The sequence below is a fragment of the Thalassolituus sp. LLYu03 genome, from assembly GCF_050507655.1.
GTDB lineage: Bacteria > Pseudomonadota > Gammaproteobacteria > Pseudomonadales > Oceanobacteraceae > Venatoribacter.
Genome location: NZ_CP191496.1, coordinates 3,673,739 through 3,694,890, shown reverse-complemented (window position 1 = coordinate 3,694,890; position 21,152 = coordinate 3,673,739). Strand labels below are relative to the sequence as shown.

Here is a 21,152-nt window from a genome sequence, read left to right as displayed (position 1 = left end):
ACCGCGGCGGCACTATTAGTCCTTGGTATATCCCGCGAAGCAAACGCCCAAACAGGCTGCCCGTCCGGCAAAGGTCTTGTGCATCCCACACAGGCGCGGCAAAGCCGCCACACCGCTGCTAATCTTTCTGTAGTTAACTATCGGCGACGGCGGACCCGTGCTCAGGCTTCTGATTTCTTGGCTATTTGTCTTTTCTGTTCTCGGTCTGAGCGGCTGTAATCCGCCGCCGGATCCCGTGCGCATCGGCACCAATTTGTGGCCCGGTTATGGACCTCTGTATCTGGCCCGTGCCCGCGGCTACCTTCGCCCCGGCGATGTGCGTCTGGTGGAAATGCCGTCGGCCTCCGACGTGATGGACGCCCTGCGTCTGGGTCAGCTGGAAGGTGGCGCCTTAACGCTGGATGAAACCCTGACACTACTGGCCGAGGGACAGGATCTGGTGGTGATTCTGGTGTTCGACATTTCGGTCGGCGCCGACATGATTCTGGTGCGCGACAACATTCAGACACTGGGCGATCTGGCCAGCCGCAGAATCGGCGTTGAGACCACGGCCGTCGGCGCCCTTATGGTCAAGTCGGCACTCGATATGGCCCAGCTGAGCGACGATCAGGTGAAGATAGTGCACATGCCGCTCAACGATCATCTGGCGGCATTCCGCGCCCACCGCATTGATGCTGCGGTTACCTTCGAGCCCTACGCCTCTGAACTGCGCCGGGCCGGTGCTCATGTGTTGTTCGACAGCTCGGCGATACCGGGCCAGATCGTCGACGTGCTGGCGGTACGCCGCTCCGCTCTTCAGGAGCGCCGCGATGCGCTGTCCGGTCTTCTGGGCGCTTACTATCAGGCACGGAACGAGCTGCATACAGACCCCGACGAGTCGCTGAAAATCATTAATGCCCGGCTGCAGGCCACACCTGAAGATTTACCACATCTGTTCGACGGTCTGGACCTGCCGGATGAAAACGCCAATGTGCAACTGCTCAGCGGCAATCCGTCGCCACTGGAACGATCCGCCCAGCAACTGGCTGACGTGATGCTGCGCCAGAAACTGCTGCCACGCTCCCTGTTTATCACCGGCATTACGTCGGTCATTCCGGCTGAGGGCGCGCAATGAAGCTGCTGCCACGCCATTCACTGAAACGCATTTTGCTGACCTGGTCGGCGCTGGCGCTGGGCATCACCGTACTGATCGTCAGTTACTTTCTGTACCAGACGCTGACCAGTCAGTTCAGCCAGAACTGGCAGAATAAAATCGACGCCGAACTCAGCTCTCTGCGCATGACGCTGCACCACCAGTTGTCCGAAAGCGACTGGACCCTGGCCGATCAGAGTCTGTCGCGCATGGGTACCCGGCTGTATATCCAGCATCTGATGCTGGTCACCGATAACCGCATCCGGTTATCCAATCGCCGGGCTGACATCGGACAGACCTATCTGCCGGAACAGCTGCCCGCACATCTGACGTTCGACGGCAGCGAGTTACAGATACATCAGGATGGCACCGTGTTCCATGCGGTCATGCCGGTGAATTACCGCGCCGATGGTCTGCACACCATTCAGCCGGCCTGGCTGATCGCGCACTACGACGCCAGCCATCAGTATCAGATTCTGCTGCATGACACGCTGCATAAAATTCTGCTGCTCATCGGTTTGCTGGTGCTGTACACCATCGGATTGCTGAACATCATGACCCGCCAGGTGCTGTCGCCGCTCGATCGTCTGGTGGAGTTCACCCGCGCCCTGCGCGACGGCAGTCTGGGCGATACCATCCACTCCCAGACGTCCACTGAGTTCTCGCATCTGGAAGGCGCATTCAACAGCTTAAGCCGCCACCTGAAGCACACAGTACAGCAGGTGCACGACCAGCACATGCGCGACCAGGCCTTTACCCGTGCCTTCCCCGATGTAGCCTTTCTGATCGATAACGACGGCTTTATTCAGGGCCGCTACGGCAGCGGCGACAGCCCGGTGGCGGCGCTGAAGCGTCTGATGCCGGACGAGTACTACTCCATCTGGGTGAACCCGAAAGACGCACCGGCGCTAGAGGCCAACCGCCAGCTGGCGATCAGCTCGCACGACACCGTGATTTCCGAGTTCCGCTTCGACGCCTTTTATCTTGAGTCGCGCATGACGCCACTGCTGGACGACAGCGACAGCAGCAACATCACCAGCAGCGGCGTGCTGTGGCTGATACGCGATATCAGCGACGTGAAACGCAAACAGCAGATGATTGAGTATCAGGCCAACTTCGATTCACTGACCAATCTGGCCAACCGCCGCTTTGCCCTGCTGCACATCAACAAGAAGATTGCCCACGCCCGCCGCGCCGGTAAGTTTGGCGCCGTGCTGTTCATTGACCTCGACCACTTCAAGAACATCAACGACTCACTCGGCCACCCGATCGGCGATCAGCTGCTGATAGAGATGGGCGGCCGACTGAGCAGTGCGGTGCGCGATGAAGACCTCACCGCCCGTCTGGGTGGCGATGAATTTCTGGTGTCGTTCGACGATCTGGCCGACAGCCCGGAGGCCGCGGCATCCCTCGCCAGTGATGGCGCCGAACGCCTGCTGGCCATCATCCGCCAGCCACTGAAGGTGGATGTGAACACCTTCCACTTGTCGGCCAGCATCGGCATCGCCATCTTCCCCAATAACCAGCAGGATGCCGCCGATCTGGTGCGTCAGGCCGACACCGCCATGTACCACGCCAAAGGTCTGGGGCGGAATGGCATCAGCGTCTACACCGACAACATGCAGCAGGAAACGCAGGACAAGCTGAACCTGTTCAACGATCTGCATCAGGCCATTCAGGATAAAAGCTTCACGCTGGTGTTCCAGCCGCAGCTGAATGATCAGGGCGAAGTGACCGGCGCCGAAGTGCTGTGCCGCTGGACCAACAAGGGTCAGCCGGTGCGGCCGGATATTTTCATTGCCGCCGCCGAGGAAACCCGCCTGATTCTGCCGCTGGGCGACTGGATTCTGATGGAAACCTGCCGCCGCCTGAAACACTGGCGCGAGATGAAACTGCTGCCGCCGAGCTTCCGTAAGCTGGCGGTGAACATCAGCCCGGCGCAGTTTATGGAAGGTAATTTCGAGCACAAACTGGAAGCGGAAATTAATGACACCGGCCTGTGTTCGCGCCAGATCGAGCTGGAAATCACCGAAAGTATTTTCATGGGCGACAAAGACCTGATCCGCAGCAAAATGGAGCGTCTTAGCGAACTGGGCTTCTCGTTTGCGCTGGACGATTTTGGTACCGGCTATTCGTCGCTCAGCTACCTGCAGAACCTGCCGATCAACAAACTGAAAATCGACCGCTCATTCATTCTCGATATCGGCGACGACGGCCAGCCGGCCCGACTGGTGGATTCCATCATTCAGCTGGGACGCAACCTGAATATGGACATCATCGCCGAAGGTGTCGAAACCGAAGCCCAGCGCGACTACCTGAAGGCCCACGATTGCCATGAGTATCAGGGCTACCTCTACAGCAAACCGCTGACCGAGACAGAATTTCTGGAGTTTGTGCGGCACAATAGTGGCAACCCAACTGCCGATTACTGAGCCGTGCTGCCGCTGGTCTACCACCCCAACTATTCCTGCCCATTCCCGGACGATCACCGCTTCGTGATGTCCAAGTTCGTGCGCCTGCACGACTATTGCCAGCAGCAGGGGCTGATTCAGCGCAACCTGTTCCGCCCGCAGGCGGCCGCCCTCAGTGACCTCAGCATTGCGCACTCGCCGGAGTATCTGGCCATGCTCTGTGATCAGACGCTCGATCCGAAAGCCTGGCGGCGCATCGGCCTGCCCTGGAGTCAGGGCCTGATCGACCGCACCCTGACCGCGCCCAACGGCACTTTGCTCAGCGCCCGCCTTGCGCTGCAGCACGGCATGGCCTGCCATCTGGCCGGTGGCACGCATCACGCTCACCGCGATTTTGGCTCCGGCTTCTGTCTGCTCAACGATCTGGCCTACACCGCCCTGACGCTGCTGCACAGCGGAGAAGCCCGGCGCATTCTGATCTTCGATCTGGACGTGCATCAGGGCGACGGCACGGCGGCCATTCTGGCCGGCGAAGCGCGCGCCTTTACCTGCTCCATCCACTGCGAGAAAAACTTCCCGTTCCGCAAATCGGCCAGCGATCTGGATGTGGGGCTCGACAATCATCTTGGCGACCAGCCGTATCTGGAGATTGTCGAAAACACCCTGCTGCGGCTGCTGGATGACGTGCAGCCCGATCTGGTGCTGTACGACGCCGGCGCCGATGTGTGGGAAGGCGATGCGCTGGGGCACCTGAACATCAGCTGGGCTGGCGTACAGCAGCGCGATGAACTGGTGCTCAGCCACTGCCTGCGCCGCCACATTCCGGTGGCCACCGTCATCGGTGGCGGCTACGACCGTGATCACGATCGTCTGGCCCGGCGCCACGCCATCGTGGTCGAAGCCGCCGCGCATCTGTGGCCGCAATATCTGGGCTGAGCCCAGGATCAGGCCCTAGACAGAACAGCCCCCCGCTCAGACTGGCACCCTGCTTGCTCACTCCCTGTCAGGATTCCGGTATGCCCCTGCAGCCGCAGGCCCGCGCACCGGATAAGGGCACTGTCGCCCGATCAATGCACCACACCTGAAGCGGAGAACCTATTCATGGATAAAGTCACCATGACCGAAACCATCATCGCAGCCAAACTGGCAAAAGGCCTGAGCTGGGAAAAAATGGGCAAGGATCTGGGCATGTCGCCTGTCTGGCTGACATCCGCCTGTCTGGGGATGAACAGTGCGCCGGCCGATAAAGCCGCGGCCATCAGTGACTATCTGGGGCTGGGCTCTGAAGTGAGTGCAGCACTGGCAGCCTTCCCGACCAAAATCTGGGATCAGGCGGTTCCGACCGACCCGCTGATTTACCGTCTGTATGAGATCGTGGGCGTGTATGGCCCGACTCTGAAGGAAGTGATTCAGGAGAAATTCGGCGACGGCATCATGAGTGCCATCGATTTCTCGATGGAGATCGACAAGATCGAAGACCCGAAAGGCGACCGCGTACTGCTGACCCTCAACGGAAAATTCCTGCCGTACAAAAGCTGGTAAGTCATCAATGAACCCGGCGGGGTGTCCCGGCGCCATTTACAGCACTGACGTACAACATTAGGCTGTAGCGCTAACAATAATAAGGACACCCCAAGTGCGTGCACTTCTCATCTTCTGGCTGGGCCTGATGCTCACCGCCTGTGGCGGCGACTCGGCCAGCAACGCCGTCAGCGGCGGCGACAACTCCGGCGAGGATAACAGCTCCGGTGGAGACAATAGCTCCGGTGGCGATAACAGTTCCGGCGGCGATTCCGGAGGAGATTCTGGCGGCGACACCTCCGGTGGCGATAACAGTTCCGGCGGCACAACGCCCGACCCGGTCGATTGCGGCTGGACCACTCCGGCGGATGCAACACCTGCCGAAACGCTGGGCAATACCGCCAGCGCTGCAACCTATGATCTCACGGGTTACACCGAATCCAGCGCCAATGGCGACCTGACCGGACGCTGGGTGCTGGTGCATAAGATCACCAGCATCGGTGAAAATGAATCCGGGGTGCGCACCACCACAGTCACTGAGCAGAAAACCCACTTTGTGATCCGCGACAACGGCGGTCAGCTGCAGGCTTCTGTGTGTAACGCCAACGGTACCGGCTTTGCCAACCTGAGCGACACCAGTGCCGACTTCAGCCTGCCGGTATTCGGCGGTGGCACCGCACCAAGCTTCACCCGCACCAGCAATACCGAGCTGACCGGCAACCCGTTGGCCGATGCCAACGGCATCGATTACGACAGCCAGAGCACCCGCGCCATCAAGCTGTCGTCTGCGACCAGCGCCTATGGCCAGAGCTCGATAACCTTCAACGGCAGCAGCGATAACAACGCCGATGTTTACTGCTACTCGCAAAAGCGCGAGCGCAGCATGCAGCAGCAATGCAAAGAAAGCGCCGGCGCCACGCAGGTGTCTTTGTTCTTAATCATGGGAACGGCCACTGGCCAGCAGAGCCTGATCTACAGCTCAACGCCTTACTGGGCCCTGAGCAATGACAATCAGGTGATGCTGCAGAGCAGCGCGCCGGGCACCTTCAGTGTCAGCGCCGACCAAACCAGCCTGTCAGTGAACGTCGCACTCGACTCGGCCACCATCATCAACGGCGCCAGCAATGTCTCAGGCGCCATCACCAGCAACCTGACCCTGCCCTGAAAAGGCCACAGGCCAATCGTCTGCCCGGTCAGTCTTTTACGCTGCGGGCAGGCATCAGCTGGGTCAGCTGATCTTTCAGCCACATCACCGCCGGGTCGCGACTGGCCTTTTTGTGCCAGTACAGGTGCAGCTCCAGCGGCGGCAACGCCAAAGGTAATGGGCGGGTGGTAAAACCGCTGAACTCGCGCAGCAGATGGTCGGCGTAGCTGGCCGGCAGCGTCAGCAACAGCCCGGTTTCACGCACCACCTGAGTGGCGGCGTAGTAGTTCTGACAGCGCAGCGCGATGTCGCGCACTTTGCCCAGACGGGTCAGGGCAAAGTCTTCAACGCCCGGGCCATCAGCCCGGCTGGATACCAGCACATGCCGGGCACCGAGGTAGGCGTCCAGATCCCAGCGCTGACCGGCCTGTGGATGATCCGGCCGCATCAGCACCACCAGCTGTTCTTCACCCAATGACTGATGTTCGATCTGATCGGAGACCGGCAGCAGCACGTCGGCGGCAAAGTCGATTTGTCCCGACGATAACGCGCTTTCCATATCACGGCGCGGGATGCGGACGCTGCGCAACTGAATGCCCGGCGCCTGCTGCTGCAGACGCGCCATCAGCGGCGGCAGCGCGGTCGATTCCATCACGTCACGGGCCGCCAGCGTAAATACCCGCCGCGCCTGCGCCGGATCAAACGCCAGCCCCTCGGTTAAGGTCGACTCCAGATCCTGCAGCGCCGCCCGCACACGGCCAACAATGGCTTTTGCCAACGGCGTCGGTGCAACGCCTTTACCGGCGCGCTCGAACAAGGGGTCATCAAAGCGCTCGCGCAAACGCCCGAGTGCATGACTGACCGCCGGCTGCGACAGGTTCAGGGTCTCTGCAGCACGGGTCAGATTGCCTTCGCGGTAAATGGCATCGAACACGACAAACAGGTTCAGGTCGACCCGCGAAAGATTAATGTTCTGCATAAGAGCAAGCACCGAAAATTAATGCAGCCGATGATAGCAGAGGAATCCGGTTTGACGCTCTGCCCGGCGCCCCGTATCTTGACACTGTCAACATAGGAGAAAGTTCGCGATGCCCACGTACGAGTGTTTCAAGGTAGAGGTTGCCCAACACATTGCGCATGTTCAGCTGTGCCGCCCCGACGCGCTGAATTCCATGAACAAAGCCTTCTGGACCGAGCTGCCGCATTGTCTGCGCGACATCGAGTCCAATACCGATGCGCGCGTGGTGGTGATTTCCTCCACCGGCAAACACTTCTCGGCCGGCATGGATCTGTCGGTGTTTTCCGATCCGAAACTGCTGCCGATGGGCGGAGATCCGGGTCGTATGGGCGAGGGTCTGCGCCGGCTGGTGCTGCAACTGCAGGACAGCCTGAGCTCGCTGGAGCAGGTGCGCATTCCGGTGCTGGCCGCCATTCAGGGTGGTTGCATCGGCGGTGCGCTGGACATGGTGTGCGCCGCCGATTCCCGTTATTGCTCGGCCGACGCCTACTTCACTATCAAAGAAACCGAGCTGGGCATGACGGCGGACGTCGGCACGCTGCAGCGCCTGCCGAAACTCATGCCACAGGGAGTGGTGCGCGAACTGGCCTACACCGGACGCAACTTCACAGCGCAGGAAGCCAAAGCGCTGGGCTTTGTGAACGAAGTCTATGAATCGCACGAAGCCCTTCTGGCCGGCGTGATGGGCATTGCTGCGCAAATTGCGAGAAACTCGCCATTGGCCGTCACCGGCTGCAAAGAGATGCTGAATTACAGCCGCGACCACAGCGTGGAAGACAGCCTGAAGTACATGGCGACCTGGCAATCCGGTATGTTCCGCCCGAACGACATGATGAAAACCTTTCAGGCCAAGGCGATGAAACAGCAGGCGGAATACGAAGATCTGCGTCCGGTGAAGGGCTTGTTTGAAGGGTAAGCAACGAGCGGATTGCAGCACGACCAAACGGTGCTGCACTCCGGCTGGCGGATTCTGCGTACTCATTTTTTATCCGCCTGACAGTCCCCAATAAAAAAGCCGCAGAGACCTGCGGCTTTTTTATTGCGCGTTTACGACCCTCAGCGACGACGGCGCAGGCCCGGAATCGCCAGTGCCAGCAACCACCAGCCGAAGCTGCCACCGCCGGATTTTTTACTCCCGGAAGAGCCTCCGTCTGTAGAACCACCGTCTGTAGAACCACCGTCCGTAGTGCCCCCATCCGTAGAACCGCCGTCTGTGCCTGCGGCTTCAGTAACGGTCAGCGTCACGCTGGCGGATACCGACGCATCATAGGCATCCGTTGCGGTCACGCTGATCGTATAGGTTCCGGCCGTGGAAACCGTTCCGCTGATCACATCATCCGTCAGGGTCACACCCGCCGGCAGACCGCTGGCCGCAAAGCTGATGTCGTCACCTTCAGCATCGGTGACCCAGGTGCTTAGGTCGAGGCTGATGCTGTCGCCCACCTCGGCACTCAGCGAGGCCGGCACGTCGTCAGTCAGCGTTGGTGCTTCATTGGTGACTGTCAGTGCCAGATTTTCTGTGGCACTCAAACCGTAAGGGTCAGACGCGGTGACCGCCACCGTGTAGTCGCCCGGAGCATAGGTTGAGCCCGAGATGACCCCAGAGTCTTCGTTGATGCTCAGTCCGTCCGCCAGACCACTGGCGGCGTACGTCAGAGCATCGTCTTCCGGATCAGAGAACCAGTCTGCCGTCACAATGGCCAGACTTTCGCCACGAGCAGCCTCAACCGCGCTGGATTCGGTCGACACCACAGGGCTCAGGTTGCCGTACTCCACCGCACCGATATCAATGCGGCCCCGCGCGATACGGTCGTTGCCACGCTGATCTGTGGTTGAGGCATCGCTGATGCTGGCATTACCGGCGTCGACCAGAGGTGAATCCGTTGCCGGATAGCGGGTTTTGGTAGCTCCGCCGTTGTCGGCCAGAACCGCCAGCTGCGGATCAGCGGACGACACAATCACACCGTCGCCACTGACGATTGGTTTACACCCGCTCGCCGCATTGTTTGCGCCATCCCAGAAACTGTATTCCAGCTCGACGGACGACGAGAATTCAGAAGAAACGCAGAAGTTACCCGCATTCTGGTTGCCCGTGGTGTTACCACTGAACACTGAGTGACTGACGACAATCGCACCGCTGGGTGCTGACGCATAGATAAAGCCCGACGCCACATTGGCGGTATCCGGCGTGCTGTTGCCGGTTGCCGTGGTGTGACGGATAGAGGCGCCATCCAGACCGGCAAGGAACAGGCCGCCACTGAAGGTTGCCCCGGAATTTCCATCAAAGGTGGACGATTCGATCTCCAGACCCACACCGGCTCCCAGAGCGTAGATAACACCCGCAACACCCGCCGACTGGTTGTTGCTGAAGGTGCTGCGACGGAGCGCCAAAGTGTATGGATTATCAACCGTGGCATCGGTGTAGATAGCCCCGCCATAGGCCAGAGAACTGACGCCGCTGTTGACTGTGGTGGTGTTGCTGTCAAAGGTCGAGTCTTCAATGGTCACATCGCCATTGCGGCCGCTGCGACCAATGTACACGGCGCCACCGGCCGATTGAGCATCGTTACCCTCAAAGCGGGTGCCGGAAATGCTGATTTCCGTTGAGCGATCGAGCACCAGCGCGCCACCGTGTGCTTCTGCCGAGGCACCCGTGCCGTACTCACTGGACGCGGCCGTCACTGAGTTGTTTTCAAATACCGAGTCTTCAACCACAAAAGTCGCCAGGCTGCCCTGATAAATAGCCCCGCCATAGTTCTTCGCCGCGTTGTTGCTGAAGGTGGAATTGCGGATGGTTGTATTGGCATGGCTGTATTCACCGGCGTTGTATATCGCACCACCACCTGAACTGTCACTGTCGCCATTGGCGGTATTGCCATCGAAGACGCTGTTTTCAACCGTCAGGTCGGTATCGAAGGCGTAGACGGCACCACCGCGGTAGCTGCTGGCGCTGTTGCCCGAAAATGTACTGTTGCGGATTTCGAGCTGAGTATCACCCGCCCCAGAGCCACCATTGGAACCGACAACCCCGTTTGCACCTGTATTGTCCCGGATATTGCTGTCGGCAATAGTTACTTTTACCGGAGAAGTGCTGTAGCCGTTAATGTTAATCGCCGCCTGATTACTGCTGCTGATCACGTCATCGAAATCCACCCGGGTAAAAGTTACCTCGGCTTGCTGGATCTCGAACAACGCGGCGCTGCGCGTTTCGGCGTCTTTACCGGCGAAGTTGATATCGCTGATGCTGGCAATAGCGGATTCGTTGATGGCCATCAGCGCCTGATCGGCTGCGGCCACCGTGACCGTAAAGTCACCCGTTGCCGGACCGTTCAGCGTCAGCACTTTGCCGTTATCAACGGCGTAGGGAACGCCGCTGATGTTTTCGGTTTTGCCAACCAGCGACTCGTCAATCGAGATAGTGACAACGGAGTCGCCATCGCACGCGGCAAGGGTCGTCAGTGCCTCGGCTAAGGTTGTGGTTTCCGCCGTGTCTTCGGCTTCAATCGCATCCACCACAACGGTGGCCGGGCATGTCAGAGCGACGGCTCCGGCCAGCTGGGCATTGGCCAGCGCGACGATAGCGGCCAGCGGCTTCAGAACGCCGGCGTGTCTGTAGATTGATTGCATGATTCCCACCCGCACCTTGCTGCTGATCGTTTTATTATCAGCATTAATTATTAGTTATTGTTCCGAACCTCACTTTAATGTCGTAGGCCTGCTCAAACAACGCGCAGTAACGAAAGTCACCTTACGACGCTTACCGTTATTTACGATTCGCCCGGCAGACCCGGCCGACGGTTTCTCTGACTGACGCGTTATGCCATAGTCCTGACAAACCTGCTGAGGGCCCCGCATGAAAGCCGACAACCGCCTGCACTTTGGTGTACCCATTCTGGAAGTTCAGTTGCAAGAAGTAAGGGACAGGGCAGCCGACATCGCGCAGGCGCTGCTGCAATTGCGGGCGACCGAATCGGGCATTCAGCGTTCGAATCAGCGTGGCTGGCATTCGGCCGATGATCTGTTCAACCGCCCCGAGCCCGTTTATCCGTGGCTGAGTGATGTGATTTTTCAGATCGCCGGCAAGCTGATCCGCCATGCCGAACGTTTGCCGGATGACGAGGAGCTGCTGCTGAGCTCGCTGTGGGCCAACATCAACGACGCCGGAGCCTGGAATGCGCCGCACGCGCATCTGCCGTGCGAGTGGAGCGGTGTGCTGTACATCGATGTGAACGAAACGCCCGCTGAATCACAAAGCGGCATTCACGACGGCGATATTCTGTTCTTCGACCCGATTCCCGTCGGCGCGCCCTACCGGCCAGCGGCGACTGTGGCCTATACGCCGAAGATCGGCACCCTGTACGTTTTTCCTTCTTACCTGCTGCACATGGTGGCGCCGCATTTTGACGAGCGGCCGCGCATCAGTCTGGCGTTTAACTTCCGTATTGCCCGCAACCTGAAACAGTTCGCCCGCTGAGCCCGCTCCCCCCTCAAACCGGACTGTTTGCTCAGAGCGGGTTCTTCCCACCGGATGGCTGGCAAAGCTTAGTACCTGTCTGGTTTCTCGCGGATCTGCTGGCCATAGGGTAAGCACGCAGCTGGCTGCGGACTCCGGCAGACATAAAAAAACCCCGCAGAGCGGGGTTCTTTAACGATCGACTGTTTCAGCTTAGTGCTTGCCCAGTTTCTCGCGGATTTGCTGGCCATGGGGTATGCACTCAGCACGCTGCGTACTCCAGCAGGCATAAAAAAACCCCGCCGAAGCGAGGTTTTCCATACCGCAATAATCTTAGTGTTTACCAAGTTTCTCGCGGATCTGCTGGCAATAGGGTATGCACGCAGCTGGCTGCAGCTTCCGGCAGATAAAAAAACCCGCACTGCAGAACAGTGCGGGTTTCTTTCGCGCCAAACAAGGAAGCTTAGTGTTTGCCCAGTTTCTCGCGGATCTGCTGGATAGTACGCAGCTGAGCTGCGGCTTCTGCCAGCTGAGTGAGCGCGCGGGAGTAATCAAAGTCGGAACCCTGATTCTCGATCGCCTGCTCAGCGTGTTTCTTGGCTTCCAGAGCTGCAGCTTCGTCGAGATCATTCGCACGGACTGCAGTGTCGGCCAGAACAGTAACCACGTTGGGCTGAACTTCGATATAACCGCCAGAGACGTAAATAATCTCTTCTGAACCGCCTTGTTTAACAATGCGGATCGGACCTGGTTTCAGCGGGCTGATCAGTGCGGCGTGGCCAGGTTCAATACCCAGGTCACCCAGTGCACCGGCAGCTACTACGCGCTCTACCAGACCGGAGAACAGATTCTCTTCGGCGCTGACGATATCGCAGTGGACGGTAATCGCCATAATCTTTCCCTCAGAGTGAGGAGATCACCGGCGTACTACACGCTCGCCGGTGATCCACCCAGATTACATTTTCTTGGCTTTCTCAACGGCTTCGTCGATGGTACCAACCATGTAGAACGCTTGTTCTGGCAGGTCATCGAATTCGCCGTTCAGGATACCCTGGAAACCACGGATGGTTTCTTTCAGAGACACGTATTTACCTGGCGCACCGGTGAAGATCTCGGCCACGTGGAATGGCTGAGACAGGAAACGCTCGATCTTACGTGCACGGGCTACCAGCTGCTTGTCTTCGTCGGACAGTTCGTCCATACCCAGAATCGCGATGATGTCTTTCAGCTCTTTGTAGCGCTGCAGAACACCCTGAACGCCACGAGCGGTGTCGTAGTGTTCGTTACCGATTACCAGTGGATCCAGCTGACGGGAGGTGGAATCCAGTGGGTCGATCGCCGGGTAAATACCTTTGGCCGCGATGTCACGGGACAGTACTACAGTAGAGTCCAGGTGAGCGAAGGTGGTCGCAGGTGACGGGTCAGTCAAGTCGTCCGCAGGTACGTATACGGCCTGTACGGAAGTAATGGAACCAGTCTTGGTGGAAGTAATACGTTCCTGCAGAACGCCCATCTCTTCCGCCAGAGTTGGCTGGTAACCTACCGCAGATGGCATACGACCCAGCAGAGCGGATACTTCAGTACCAGCCAGGGTGTAACGGTAAATGTTGTCTACGAACAGCAGAACGTCTTTACCTTCATCACGGAATTTTTCGGCCATGGTCAGACCAGTCAGAGCTACACGCAGACGGTTGCCTGGTGGCTCGTTCATCTGACCGTAAACCATTGCTACTTTAGATTTGGCTTTTTCGTCCAGGTTAACTACACCAGACTCGGCCATTTCGTAGTAGAAGTCGTTACCTTCACGGGTACGCTCACCAACACCAGCGAATACAGACAGACCGGAGTGTGCCTTCGCGATGTTGTTGATCAGTTCCATCATGTTTACGGTTTTACCTACACCGGCACCACCGAACAGACCAACTTTACCACCCTTGGCGAACGGACATACCAGGTCGATAACCTTGATGCCGGTTTCCAGCAGTGCAGTGCTGTTGGATTGCTCGTCGAAGGAAGGAGCTGCGCGGTGAATCGCGGCAGTTTCTTTCTCGCCGATTGGACCGCACTCGTCGATCGGGCGACCCAGTACGTCCATGATACGACCCAGAGTTTCCACACCTACAGGTACGGAGATCGGGGCACCAGTATTTACCACGTTCAGGCCACGTTTCAGACCTTCTGTGGAGCCCATCGCGATGGTACGAACAACGCCGTCGCCCAGCTGCTGCTGAACTTCGAGGGTGGTGTCAGTACCATCTACGGTCAGGGCGTCGTAGACCTTAGGCACAACGTCGCGTGGGAATTCCACGTCGATAACGGCGCCGATGATCTGTACGATACGTCCGCTCATATTCGGTTCCTCTTAATCTTAAAACCTTAATCCCGGGGCCTTAAACGGCCGCGGCACCGCCAACGATTTCTGAAATTTCCTGGGTAATGGCTGCCTGACGAGCTTTGTTGTACAGCAAATTCAGCTCTTTGATCATACCGCCGGCGTTGTCGGTGGCGTTTTTCATTGCCAGCATACGCGCGGCCTGTTCACAGGCGTTGTTTTCCACTACACCCTGATACACCTGAGATTCTACGTAGCGTACCAGCAGACCTTCGAGGATCTCTTTGGCATCCGGCTCGTAGATGTAGTCCCAGTGATGTTTCAGTGAATCGTCTTTCTGTGCCTTCAGGGGCAATAACTGCACCGCTTCAGGCGATTGGGTCATGGTGTTCACAAAACGGTTGTGCATGATGTACAGGCGATCGATCTTACCTTGGTCGAACGCATCCAGCATGACTTTCACCGCTCCGATCAGGCTCGACAACTCAGGTGCATCGCCCAGATGAGACTGGGACGCCACCACGTTGCCACCAAAGCTGGAGAAGAACAGGGACGCTTTGGAACCGATTCCGCAGAAATCGACTTCAACGCCTTTCTCTTTCCACTCTTTAGCTTGCAGTGCGACGCGCTTGAACAGGTTGTTGTTCAAACCACCACACAGGCCACGGTCGGAAGACACCACGATATAACCAACACGCTTGATTTCGCGGTCTTGCAGATAACGATGACGATACTCAGATGTCGCATTGGCCAGGTGACCGATCACGCTGCGGATTTTATCCGCATACGGACGGCTCTGCTCCATGCGCAGCTGAGCGCGACGCATTTTACTTACAGCTACTTTTTCCATAGCTGAAGTAATTTTCTGCGTGCTTTTTACGCTCGTAATCTGCTCTTTAATCTCTTTTCCGACTGCCATATTTAAGCTGCCTTTTCGTTGAGTGAATCCGCCGGTGTCTGTTGTTCACAGGCACCGGCATTGGACTTACCAGGTCTGAGTCGCTTTGAACTTCTCAATACACTCTTTCAGACCGGCTTCGATCTCGCCGTTGAAATCGCCTTTCTCGTTGATCTTCGCCATCAGAGCAGCGTAAACGCTGTTGGCGTAGCTCAGCAGAGCAGCTTCAAACGCACGGATCTTGTTCACTTCAACGTCTGACAGGAAGCCTTCGTTGGCAGCGTAGATCACCAGACCCATCTCAGCGGTGGACATCGGCGCGTACTGACCTTGTTTCATCAGTTCAGTAACGGCTTTACCGTGTTCCAGCTGTTTACGGGTGGCTTCGTCCAGGTCAGAAGCGAACTGAGCGAATGCTGCCAGTTCACGGTACTGAGCCAGAGCCAGACGGATACCGCCGCCCAGTTTCTTGATGATCTTGGTCTGTGCAGCACCACCCACACGGGATACAGAGATACCCGCGTTCATCGCCGGACGGATACCGGAGTTGAACAGGTTGGTTTCCAGGAAGATCTGACCGTCGGTAATAGAGATCACGTTGGTCGGTACGAACGCAGATACGTCGCCGCCCTGGGTCTCAATGATCGGCAGAGCGGTCAGGGAACCGGTCTGGCCTTTCACTTCGCCGTTGGTCATTTTTTCTACGTAGTCAGCGTTTACGCGGCAAGCACGTTCCAGCAGACGGGAGTGCAGATAAAATACGTCACCTGGGTAAGCTTCACGGCCTGGTGGACGACGCAGCAGCAGGGAAATCTGACGATAAGCCCATGCTTGTTTGGTCAGATCGTCATAAACGATCAGAGCGTCTTCACCGCGGTCCAGGAAGTATTCACCCATCGCACAACCAGCGTATGGAGCCAGGAACTGCATTGCTGCAGGATCGGCTGCACCAGCGGCAACGATGATGGTGTGTTCCAGAGCGCCGTGCTCTTCCAGTTTACGTACAACGTTGGCGATAGAAGATTGCTTCTGACCGATCGCAACGTAGATACATTTAACGCCAGAACCTTTCTGGTTGATGATGGCGTCGATAGCCATTGCAGACTTACCGGTCTGACGGTCACCGATGATCAGCTCACGCTGACCACGACCGATCGGTACCATGGAGTCTACGGCTTTGTAACCAGTTGGCAGAGGCTGATCAACGGACTTACGGGCGATAACGCCTGGAGCCACGCGTTCTACCGGAGCGGTAGTAGCGGTTTCGATCGGGCCTTTACCATCGATTGGGTTACCCAGTGCGTCGACTACGCGACCCAGCAGGGCTTTACCAACCGGTACTTCCAGAATGCGGCTGGTGCACTTGGCTTTCTGGCCTTCGGCCAGGCCTTTGTAGTCACCCAGAACAACGGCACCAACGGAGTCACGCTCCAGGTTCATTGCCAGGCCGTACACGCCACCTTCAAATTCAATCATCTCGCCGTACATAGCGTCGGCAAGACCGTGGATACGAACGATACCGTCGGATACGGATACAACGGTGCCCTCGTTCTGGGCTTGTGAAGTCACATCGAGACTTTCGATGCGTTTTTTGATGACTTCACTGATCTCGGATGGATTCAGTTGCTGCATGCATCGTCCCTCAAACTAGGATTTCATCGCTTCGGCTAATTTTGACAGCTTGCCGGTTACCGAGCCGTCGATTACCAGGTCGCCTGCACGGATGATCGCGCCGCCGATGAGAGATTCATCGACTTCGCTGGTCATGCGTACATCGCACTGCAGTTTGGCTTTCAGAGCCTGCGCCAGTTTTTCTGCCTGCTCACTGCTCAGTTCAAACGCAGATGTCACAACAACATCGACGGTGTTCTGCAGTTGAGCTTTGAACTCTTCGTAAAGAGCAGCAATTTCAGGCAACAGCGGCAGGCGCTTGTTTTCGGCCAGAACGGCTACCAGGTTTTTGGCGGCGTCATTAAGCTTGTCGCCACATACGTCGATCAAAGCCTGTGCCTGCTGCTGAGCAGTCAGAGACGGGTGCACCAGCACTTTTGCCATATCGGCATCAGCAGCAAACGCTGCCAGGGTCGCCAGATCAGAAGACCAGGCATCCAGTGCACTTTTCTCTTGTGCTTCAGCAAACACCGCTTTGGCGTACGGCCGAGCGAGAGTTGTTAATTCAGCCATGGAAACCTCGCTTACAGCTCGTCAGCTAATTTATTCAGCAGCTCAGAGTGAGCGGCTGCGTCAACTGACTTGCCCAGAATTTTGGCTGCGCCAGCAATAGCCAGCTCAGACACCTGCTTACGCAGAGCTTCTTTAGCGCGGTTCACCTCTTGCTCAACTTCAGCTTGAGCAGCAGCTACCAGACGGTCACCTTCAGCACGTGCGGCTTCTTTAGCCTCATCGATGATCTGGTTAGCGCGTTTGTTAGCCTGTTCGATGATTTCAGCAGCTTTTTCTTTGCTTTCACGCAGCTGGGCAGTGGCTTTTTCTTGAGCCAGTTCCAGGTCGCGTTCAGCACGATTGGCTGCGTCCAGACCATCGGCAATTTTCTTTTCGCGTTCTTGCATGGCACCCAGCAGGTGAGGCCATACAAACTTCATGCAGAACCACACGAAGATTGCGAAGGTGATGATCTGGCCGATCAGAGTCGCGTTAATGTTCACGCCAGAGCCCTCATGTTCATTGATTAAGGAAGTTCGTTTCTAAAAAAGAACCCTTAGGCAGCGAACATCAGGTACAGACCCAGACCAACACCGATCATTGGCACGGCGTCCAGCAGACCAGCGATCAGGAACATTTTACCTTGCAGCATTGGACCCAGTTCAGGTTGACGAGCAGTGCCTTCCAGCAGACGACCACCCAGCAGACCGAAACCGATTGCAGTACCCAGAGCACCCAGACCGATCATCAGAGCCGCAGCCAGGAATACCAGACCTTGTTCCATAATTTTCTCCAAATAGAAGTAAGTTAGTTAAAGTGAGTTAAGGGTTAAAAACTTAATGATCTTCGTGCGCCATGCTCAGATACACGATGGTCAACATCATGAAAATGAACGCTTGCAGTGTGATCACCAGGATGTGGAAAACCGCCCAGGCCCATTGCAGGACACCGCCCAGCAGTGCCATGAACGCACCCGCAGAAAACATGAGTGCGATCAGGATGAAGATCATCTCGCCCGCGTACATGTTACCGAACAGTCGCAGTGCCAGAGAGATAGGCTTAGCCAGCAGTGCAACGGATTCCAGGAAGAAGTTGATCGGCACGAAGATGGCCTGAACAACCGGGTTTTTGGCGCTGAATGGGTGCAGCGTCAGCTCGCCCACGAAACCGCCAATGCCTTTCACTTTGATGGAGTAGAAAATCATCATTGCGAAGACAGTCAGAGACATACCCATGGTGATGTTCACGTCAGTGGAAGGAACCACTTTCATGTAGTGCACACCGAAGGCACCAAAAATACTTGGGAACACGTCAACCGGGATCAAGTCCATGAAGTTCATCATGAAAACCCAGGTGAAGATGGTCAGAGACAGTGGAGCCACCATGGCGTTACGGCCGTGGAACGCTTCTTTAACTGTGTTGTCGATAAACTCAACAATCATTTCGATGAAGTTCTGGAAGCCGGTTGGTACGGCAGTGGTCGCACGCTTGGCGGCACGCCAGAACAGGAACATGATCAGAGCACCCAGACCGACAGACCAGCCGAGGGAGTCAACGTGAACTGCAGTGAAACCCATTTCTTTGGCTTCATGACCGTTATGGGCCATGGTCCAGGTGGCTTCAGTCAGTTCAGTTTCAGAACCGTCTGCGTTGTGACGAACAAAACCTGCCGGCAGCTTACCGTAGGTCAGGTTGGTCAGGTGGTGCGAGATATACTCTTGAGAGTTACCAGCCATTGCTCACTTCCAACATTCAAAGGTTTATAAATTGGCAATCTTTGCCGAGGCCACATGCCCCAGCTGCACTGTTATGAATCCTGCAAACAGTGCCAGAACATTCAGAGGCTCCACGCGCTGGAAGATGACGACAAAACACAGCGACGTGAGCACAAATTTCCAGGCTTCTCCCTGATAGAACGACTGCACAATCTGCGCAGCTGACCGGGCGCCACTGTATTTGAATGCCTTCCAGATGAAGTACGCATTCGGTACAGCGCAGGTCAGTCCTCCCAGAAAGGCCGATTTGGCCGCCAGGGGGCTGTGCAGCAGTGCCAGCAGAGCAACCGCGAACGTGAGTAACACTTGGAAAATCACGATCCGGTAGGCCGGAGGACGTGGAATGCCAGCCATCCGAAACCCCGCTATTAGACAAAAACCCGCAACAGCCTATTTTAAAGCGCGGTGATTATATGGGGTCGACCTGCCGGCATCAACCGGAACCGGGGGTAAAGCTCTGTCAATTGATAGGTTTTAAGTGATGTACGTCATTCAGCGAATGAATGTCAGTCAGAACTTGAGCCCGCGTGGCACGGGCTCGTCAGAAGGGCGTTATTTGATGTGTGCCAGAATGCCATCCAGCTCATCGAGCGAGCTGTAGTTGATGACCAGCTTACCTTTGCCTTTGGCGGAATGCTGGATCGCCACTTTGGCGCCCAGACGATCGCCCAGCACGCGCTCAAGGCGCTGAATGTCCGGATTCGGACGGGCCGCGGCTTCCTTATCTTTGCCTTTGGTTTCCTGCAGGTGACGCACCAGCGCTTCGGTCTGACGCACGGTCAGTCCGCGGCTTACCACCTGTGCAGCGGCTTCACTCTGCTGGCCACCGCTGAGGCCGAGCAGCGCGCGGGCATGACCCATTTCGATGTCGCCATGCTCCAGCAGACGCTTCACGTCTTCATTCAGATTCATCAGACGCAGCAGGTTAGCAACGGTGGCGCGGTTTTTACCCACGGCTTCGGCTACTTCCATTTGAGTCAGCTCAAATTCGTGCTGCAGACGGTAGAGGGCGTTGGCCTCTTCCATCGGATTCAGATCTTCACGCTGGATGTTTTCAATCAGCGCCATGGCGATGGCCGCTTCGTCCGGCACATCCCGGATCAGCGCCGGCACGGTATCCAGCTGAGCCAGCTGACAGGCGCGCCAGCGGCGCTCACCGGCGATAATTTCAAAACGGTTTTCACCCACCGGCAACGGACGCACCACAATCGGCTGCATCAGACCCTGCGCCTTGATCGAGGCGGCCAGTTCTTCCAGTGCTTCCGGCTGCATGTCTTTGCGCGGCTGATACTGACCCGGCTGCAACCATTCAATCGGCAGGTGACGCAGCTCACCGTCGAGCGACACCGGCGCATCGGCGCGCTCCAGCGGCGCTTCGATCACATCCGTGTCGTCATCCGCCAGCGTAGCGACCGCCGCAGCACGCGAGCTGGTCAGAAGGGCATCCAGGCCGCGGCCCAAGCCGCGTTTTTTCTTTGTCATGCGAGTCTGTAACCTTGTTCTATCGGGCGGCCTGACGCGTGCGGCGGTTCATTTCACCGGCCAGCGCCAGGTAGGCAACGGCACCACGGGACGTTTTGTCGTAACTCAGCACCGGCACCCCATGACTCGGGGCTTCTGCCAGACGCACGTTACGCGGGATCACGGTGCCGTACACTTTGTCACCGAAGTGACTGATCAGTTGTGTGGAAACATCCACAGTCAGGCTGTTGCGCGGGTCGTACATGGTGCGCAACAGACCTTCAATTTCGAGTTTCGGGTTGATGCTGTCGCGGATGGAATCCACGGTCTGCACCAGCGCGCTCAGACCTTCCAGTGCGTAATACTCGCACTGCATCGGAATCAGCACACCCTGCGCCGCCACCAGCGCATTGACCGTCAGCATATTCAGTGACGGCGGACAGTCGATCAGGATGTAGTCGTAATCCGGGCGTACTTCGGCCAGCGCTTCACGCAGGCGGCTCTCGCGACGGTTGAGCGACATCAGTTCTACTTCGGCGGCGGTCAGGTCGCCGTTGGCCGGCAGCAGATCATATCCGGCCGGATCCGTTTTACAGATGGCGTCGGCGGTGCGGCATTTGCCGGTGAGCACTTCGTACATCGACAGTTCCAGCTCGTACTTATCGATACCGCTGCCCATGGTGGCGTTACCCTGCGGGTCCAGATCCACCAGCAACACACGACGCTTGGTCGCCACCAGTGACGCCGCCAGATTCACCGCTGTGGTGGTTTTACCAACGCCGCCTTTCTGATTCGCGATTGCCAGAACTTTGCTCACGATACTGCTTCCTTTAATACCTGCGCC

20 protein-coding genes are annotated in these 21,152 nt (G+C 57.3%); 7 read left to right on the top strand and 13 right to left on the bottom strand.

Features of this window, described 5'->3' with window-relative positions:
• The first annotated feature begins 235 nt into the window (after window positions 1-235).
• From ACQUQU_RS16475 to ACQUQU_RS16455, 5 genes are all read left to right on the top strand, one after another.
• Entirely contained in the window at window positions 236-1,114 is an 879-nt protein-coding gene (locus ACQUQU_RS16475) for an ABC transporter substrate-binding protein (protein ID WP_430460799.1), read from the top strand.
• Window positions 1,111-3,564, top strand: a complete 2,454-nt coding sequence (locus ACQUQU_RS16470) for a putative bifunctional diguanylate cyclase/phosphodiesterase (RefSeq protein WP_430460798.1) — start codon at window positions 1,111-1,113, stop codon at window positions 3,562-3,564. Before ACQUQU_RS16475 ends, ACQUQU_RS16470 begins: the two co-directional genes overlap by 4 nt.
• Before the next feature lie 3 nt (window positions 3,565-3,567).
• Window positions 3,568-4,479, top strand: coding sequence for a histone deacetylase family protein (locus tag ACQUQU_RS16465; RefSeq protein WP_430460797.1), 912 nt, complete (start codon window positions 3,568-3,570; stop codon window positions 4,477-4,479).
• A 165-nt stretch (window positions 4,480-4,644) separates the two neighbouring features.
• Window positions 4,645-5,085, top strand: coding sequence for a cyanase (cynS, locus tag ACQUQU_RS16460; protein WP_430460796.1), 441 nt, complete (start codon window positions 4,645-4,647; stop codon window positions 5,083-5,085).
• A gap of 94 nt (window positions 5,086-5,179) precedes the next feature.
• A complete protein-coding gene (locus tag ACQUQU_RS16455) occupies window positions 5,180-6,229 on the top strand; it encodes a hypothetical protein (RefSeq protein WP_430460795.1) in 1,050 nt (349 codons plus the stop codon).
• A gap of 28 nt (window positions 6,230-6,257) precedes the next feature.
• Here ACQUQU_RS16455 and ACQUQU_RS16450 read toward each other — a convergent pair whose 3' ends face one another.
• Window positions 6,258-7,187, bottom strand: coding sequence for a LysR family transcriptional regulator (locus ACQUQU_RS16450; protein WP_430460794.1), 930 nt, complete (start codon window positions 7,185-7,187; stop codon window positions 6,258-6,260).
• 109 nt (window positions 7,188-7,296) lie between these two features.
• Here ACQUQU_RS16450 and ACQUQU_RS16445 point away from each other — a divergent pair, with 109 nt between their 5' ends.
• On the top strand, window positions 7,297-8,142 hold the full coding sequence (locus ACQUQU_RS16445; RefSeq protein ID WP_430460793.1) for a crotonase/enoyl-CoA hydratase family protein: 846 nt from the start codon (window positions 7,297-7,299) through the stop codon (window positions 8,140-8,142).
• Between the two features lie 140 nt (window positions 8,143-8,282).
• Here ACQUQU_RS16445 and ACQUQU_RS16440 read toward each other — a convergent pair whose 3' ends face one another.
• Entirely contained in the window at window positions 8,283-10,853 is a 2,571-nt protein-coding gene (locus ACQUQU_RS16440; RefSeq protein WP_430460792.1) for a putative Ig domain-containing protein, read from the bottom strand.
• Window positions 10,854-11,079: 226 nt separating this feature from the next.
• On the opposite strand from ACQUQU_RS16440, the gene ACQUQU_RS16435 reads away from it, so the two are divergent.
• On the top strand, window positions 11,080-11,700 hold the full coding sequence (locus tag ACQUQU_RS16435; RefSeq protein ID WP_430460791.1) for a TIGR02466 family protein: 621 nt from the start codon (window positions 11,080-11,082) through the stop codon (window positions 11,698-11,700).
• Window positions 11,701-12,142: 442 nt separating this feature from the next.
• On the opposite strand, the gene ACQUQU_RS16430 is transcribed toward ACQUQU_RS16435, so the two are convergent.
• The 11 genes from ACQUQU_RS16430 to ACQUQU_RS16380 all read right to left on the bottom strand — a co-directional run bounded on the left by ACQUQU_RS16430 (window position 12,143) and on the right by ACQUQU_RS16380 (window position 21,125).
• Entirely contained in the window at window positions 12,143-12,571 is a 429-nt protein-coding gene (locus ACQUQU_RS16430) for a F0F1 ATP synthase subunit epsilon (protein ID WP_430460790.1), read from the bottom strand.
• 63 nt (window positions 12,572-12,634) lie between these two features.
• Complete coding sequence (gene atpD, locus ACQUQU_RS16425) at window positions 12,635-14,029, bottom strand: F0F1 ATP synthase subunit beta (protein WP_430460789.1); 1,395 nt, start codon at window positions 14,027-14,029, stop codon at window positions 12,635-12,637.
• Window positions 14,030-14,069: 40 nt separating this feature from the next.
• Complete coding sequence (gene atpG, locus ACQUQU_RS16420; protein ID WP_430460788.1) at window positions 14,070-14,930, bottom strand: F0F1 ATP synthase subunit gamma; 861 nt, start codon at window positions 14,928-14,930, stop codon at window positions 14,070-14,072.
• A gap of 66 nt (window positions 14,931-14,996) precedes the next feature.
• A complete protein-coding gene (atpA, locus tag ACQUQU_RS16415) occupies window positions 14,997-16,541 on the bottom strand; it encodes a F0F1 ATP synthase subunit alpha (protein ID WP_430460787.1) in 1,545 nt (514 codons plus the stop codon).
• Window positions 16,542-16,556: 15 nt separating this feature from the next.
• A complete protein-coding gene (locus ACQUQU_RS16410) occupies window positions 16,557-17,093 on the bottom strand; it encodes a F0F1 ATP synthase subunit delta (RefSeq protein ID WP_430460786.1) in 537 nt (178 codons plus the stop codon).
• An 11-nt stretch (window positions 17,094-17,104) separates the two neighbouring features.
• Window positions 17,105-17,575, bottom strand: a complete 471-nt coding sequence (locus ACQUQU_RS16405; RefSeq protein WP_430460785.1) for a F0F1 ATP synthase subunit B — start codon at window positions 17,573-17,575, stop codon at window positions 17,105-17,107.
• Between the two features lie 53 nt (window positions 17,576-17,628).
• Entirely contained in the window at window positions 17,629-17,856 is a 228-nt protein-coding gene (gene atpE, locus ACQUQU_RS16400) for a F0F1 ATP synthase subunit C (protein ID WP_015488783.1), read from the bottom strand.
• 52 nt (window positions 17,857-17,908) lie between these two features.
• A complete protein-coding gene (gene atpB, locus ACQUQU_RS16395; RefSeq protein WP_430460784.1) occupies window positions 17,909-18,808 on the bottom strand; it encodes a F0F1 ATP synthase subunit A in 900 nt (299 codons plus the stop codon).
• Window positions 18,809-18,832: 24 nt separating this feature from the next.
• Entirely contained in the window at window positions 18,833-19,201 is a 369-nt protein-coding gene (locus tag ACQUQU_RS16390; RefSeq protein ID WP_430460783.1) for an ATP synthase subunit I, read from the bottom strand.
• Window positions 19,202-19,399: 198 nt separating this feature from the next.
• On the bottom strand, window positions 19,400-20,329 hold the full coding sequence (locus ACQUQU_RS16385; RefSeq protein WP_430460782.1) for a ParB/RepB/Spo0J family partition protein: 930 nt from the start codon (window positions 20,327-20,329) through the stop codon (window positions 19,400-19,402).
• Between the two features lie 19 nt (window positions 20,330-20,348).
• Window positions 20,349-21,125 (bottom strand): ParA family protein, encoded by a 777-nt coding sequence (locus ACQUQU_RS16380; protein ID WP_430460781.1) that lies wholly within the window; start codon window positions 21,123-21,125, stop codon window positions 20,349-20,351.
• Between the last annotated feature and the right edge of the window lie 27 nt (window positions 21,126-21,152).